General features: G+C 34.3%; 4 protein-coding genes. All 4 read right to left on the bottom strand.

Annotated features, from left to right (window positions below):
• Positions 1-139: 139 nt before the first annotated feature.
• The 4 genes from CVU84_17655 to CVU84_17640 all read right to left on the bottom strand — a co-directional run bounded on the left by CVU84_17655 (position 140) and on the right by CVU84_17640 (position 2,923).
• On the bottom strand, positions 140-811 hold the full coding sequence (locus CVU84_17655) for a deaminase (GenBank protein PKM93086.1): 672 nt from the start codon (positions 809-811) through the stop codon (positions 140-142).
• A gap of 147 nt (positions 812-958) precedes the next feature.
• The gene (locus tag CVU84_17650) at positions 959-1,609 is read right to left on the bottom strand and encodes a hypothetical protein (GenBank protein PKM93085.1); all 651 of its coding nucleotides are present in this window, start codon (positions 1,607-1,609) and stop codon (positions 959-961) included.
• 219 nt (positions 1,610-1,828) lie between these two features.
• Positions 1,829-2,353, bottom strand: a complete 525-nt coding sequence (locus CVU84_17645) for a hypothetical protein (GenBank protein ID PKM93084.1) — start codon at positions 2,351-2,353, stop codon at positions 1,829-1,831.
• Between the two features lie 261 nt (positions 2,354-2,614).
• Positions 2,615-2,923, bottom strand: coding sequence for a hypothetical protein (locus CVU84_17640; protein ID PKM93083.1), 309 nt, complete (start codon positions 2,921-2,923; stop codon positions 2,615-2,617).
• Positions 2,924-3,669: the final 746 nt, after the last annotated feature.

Below are 3,669 nucleotides of genomic sequence, written 5' to 3'. Positions count from 1 at the left end.
TAACTCTCGCGTATTGCCGACGTTCATCAGATCAAAGATGTCCCACATAACATTGCTTTAAGCTGATGAATGTTGGCAATACATTGTTATGTGACGTTGTGCCCGGCAACCTTCAATAGACGCATTAAAATAAATATACTTAAACAATTTGCGTTTCTTGGATTACATCGTATTCTAGCATAATGTAAGAATCATTTAACACTTTACTCTTCTTTAATTTCAATGCTTTTAAACTTGCCAATTCATCTTCTTTTAAAAGTGACATGCCATCAATCAATGTCGGTGTATCTTTTCCCCCTACTATTATTGGAGCGACAACTATCTTTAAGTGATCAACAAGACCACTTCTAATAAAAATTGAGTTTAGCGTTCCTCCCGACTGTATAGTTAAGCTATCAACTCCATGCTCGTGTTTTAATATAGTAAATAGGTCAATAAAGTCTATATCTGCTTTATAATAAATAACTATTAAATTATTAAACATATCTTTTAGTTTGTATGCAGGATGCATTTTATTACTAGTAACGATAATTAATTTTTTTAGCCAATTGCACAAGTATTGAATGCCTTTTTCGTTTAAATGCATCGTTCTATCAATAACGATATAGCTAACTGGAGATTTTGTTTTAATGTCTGTCTTATTATTAATTCCTATTTTCGCTAAAACTTTTCCAGTATTTAAAGAATACAAATCGGTAGTCTGTTCAATTTGGTAGTACTGCTCTAGCCCTTCTTTCACACCAACTACTTTCTTCCAATCTTTATCTACATCAAGTTCATCTGTAGTCTCTGGTCTTTGTGTTGAATTCATATCCTTTTATTCCTCCAATAATTACTTTGAAAATTTCAGGCGTATTCTAGGGCATAATGTCACATAACGTTCGCGTGTTGCCGACGTTCATAGCTCAAATACTTACGTTAAGTTATCATTAGTGCTATGAATGTTGGCAACATATTGTTAGGCGAAGTTTTCGGTAGCTTGGTTAATTTCTTCTGCAAAAATATTATTAAATCCACATTGCTCAATTATATTTTTCACTTTTTCAGTAATTATAATATGAAGTGTGGTATTTAGATAAAATATGTCCTCACCTAACCACATATCTAGATTCATCTGAATTTGTCTTTGCTCTTTATTATATAATTCATATCCGCATAAGTCGCAAATCGAAATTATATCTGCACCTGGTGGTCGTTTAGAGCTGGAATTAATTACCATGTTGTAATAAACTTGGACCTCATCAGATACTACAAATGAATACTTTGCCACTTTATCTTCAATTTTGTCAACTATAATTTTAAAAAAGGAAACACCTTTAACCTTATTCTCTTCAAATATATTTTTAACTTTCTCAGACACCAATGGGTTCATTAGTGTAGGCCATAAAAAATCTGTTCTAGGCTTACTTTTTATTCTAAAGTTAATAGGTTGGAAATCATCTCCAGGCCTCAGTTGGTCAATTAATATCCCTTTAGCTGCATAACATGCCTTTAATTCCTTTTGTTGAAATATATGTTCTTCTGCTTCTATTGGCCATCGGCTCTTACTTTTATCTCTTTCACTTAATCTAATGGGTAGTACAATGGTAGTACTCTCATGCTGCTCCAAGTATTGTTACACATACTACATGTAATACCTGGCAACCCATATTGATACTCCGCTTCACCATTAATTAGTAACTCCTGTCGTTCACTACGATATTCAGGATGTTGTCCTAACGCTCGCGTGTTCACGATGTTCATCAGCTCGTTCACTTCCCAACTAATCAATCAATATGCTGATGAATGTTGTGAACATATTGTTAGGTGACGTACCGACTGTTTGGCATCAAAATGTTTCTTGCCAATCGTTTGTAAACATAATGCCATCATTCTTTATTTTTTGATGAACGTGCATAGCTTTAACCTCTGTATCAAGTTGTTCAATTTTTTCATTCCAGATTAAAGCAACGAACTCAGATAGCTTCTTATCAAGTTCTGTACACTTTAAATTGACAATCTGATAATCAATATTAGGCCAAGGCTGCTCTGATGCATAGAGAACTTTTATGTCATCTTCAAGTGCAATTCCCCCAACTCTAAAGTCAAATATCTCATACAATTCTTTTAATAACCCTATGAAGTAGATGTATTCATCTTTCTTTATGCCAACTTGATTCCATTCTACAGCATCAAAAGCAGACCCAAAAAAACACAAATCAACGACATATGTTTCAAAATATATTTCACTAATATAGATAGTCCCTTTTCGAGTTCGTCCTATTTGTGCAATGAAATCAATTTCTATCGAATGAATGATAATGGAATTCTCAAAATCATATTCGTAGCCATCAACAAATTTCTCAATATCCATATTTATTTCTAAATTGGCAAAGTTTACAAAGCATTCTAATACTATCGCAATAAATCAAAAAACTAACTTCTAGGAGTGGCCCACCTTGAATCCATGTCATTTCTTTTCTCCTTTCGTTACCGAGGTATGTCACCTAACGTTCGCGTGTTGCCGACGTTCATCAGCTCAAGTAATTACCCACTAATTATTCTCTATGCTGATGAATGTCGACAACATTTTGTTATGTGATGTTGTGCGCGGAAAATTTATGCAGCCATTAATTTAATTTGTAGGCACTCCGTATTTGTTTGGATTACTAAAGTAATCAGAATAATTCATATGCCCTACGAAGTTAAACTTTTCCGTATTATCATCATAATCAAAAACTAGTATCGTTCCCCCCATACCAGAATTAGCCCTGTTATCAACAACGGCAATCCTATTGGGTGCGAGTTGAATAATTTCTTCTCCTACATTTATATCTATGGTTGAATTTTGGGAAGAAGTTTGCGTGCTATTAGGTTTTAATGCTATAATTATTAGACATATCAATATCCCTACAAGTATCCCTTTACTAAATTTATCATTCATAATAATATCTCCCTTTTATTTTAAGATGATATACACCCAATGTTTGTAGCACTGTTAAGATTGGAATATCTCAATGATTGCAACTAATCTGTTTGTGCATTATTGTGGGTCATATTTCATTAAAATTATATACAAATAAATTCACCTATACGTCTACAAAAATACCCTTATGTCACATAACGCTTTCGTTGTTGCCGACGTTCATCAGCTCAACAACTCTAGATTTCCAAAACTTAAATGCTGATGAATGTTGGCAATAGCTTGTTATGTGGCGGCTTCCTTCTGGAAACTCACTAATAAATCACTGTCTCTTATCGCGTAGCTTCACTTATCTCCTTCAGGAGCTCAGATGCTCTCAACTAATTTCCTTACCCCGCTGTTTCATATAATACCCTCATCAAGCCACTCCTGTTACTTCCCATTTGGTTATTCTTATGTGGCTTTTCTATCTACTTATTGAAACAGCACTACACTCCAATATGTTGAGAGCGTCTGAGCGTCCTAGAGCGATCGATTTACCAAAAAACTACTATGCGTTGTTATGCTCAATTATTCAGTTCCAGCTCCTTCTTCAATTCACCCTATACAGTTTCCTAAATATGTCTGTCCTAAGCCACTACTTGATTATCACCATTGTCTAAATATTGAATGTGGCTTGTCATCTAGCTAATTGGAAACTGTTAATGCGGCTGGAACACGCTTAGGGCGGTCACATATAATAAACTGTTATCTAGCTGTCACATAAC

Source organism: Firmicutes bacterium HGW-Firmicutes-1 (assembly GCA_002841625.1).
Lineage (GTDB): Bacteria > Bacillota > Clostridia > Lachnospirales > Vallitaleaceae > HGW-1.
Note: the sequence above shows the minus strand (reverse complement) of the source record. Positions and strands in the feature narration are given on the sequence as shown.

Coding starts and splice junctions, on each gene's coding strand:
- CVU84_17655 (PKM93086.1), bottom strand. CDS start 811: ATGAATTCAACACAAAGACCAGAGACTACAGATGAACTTGATGTAGAT.
- CVU84_17645 (PKM93084.1), bottom strand. CDS start 2,353: ATGGATATTGAGAAATTTGTTGATGGCTACGAATATGATTTTGAGAAT.
- CVU84_17640 (PKM93083.1), bottom strand. CDS start 2,923: ATGAATGATAAATTTAGTAAAGGGATACTTGTAGGGATATTGATATGT.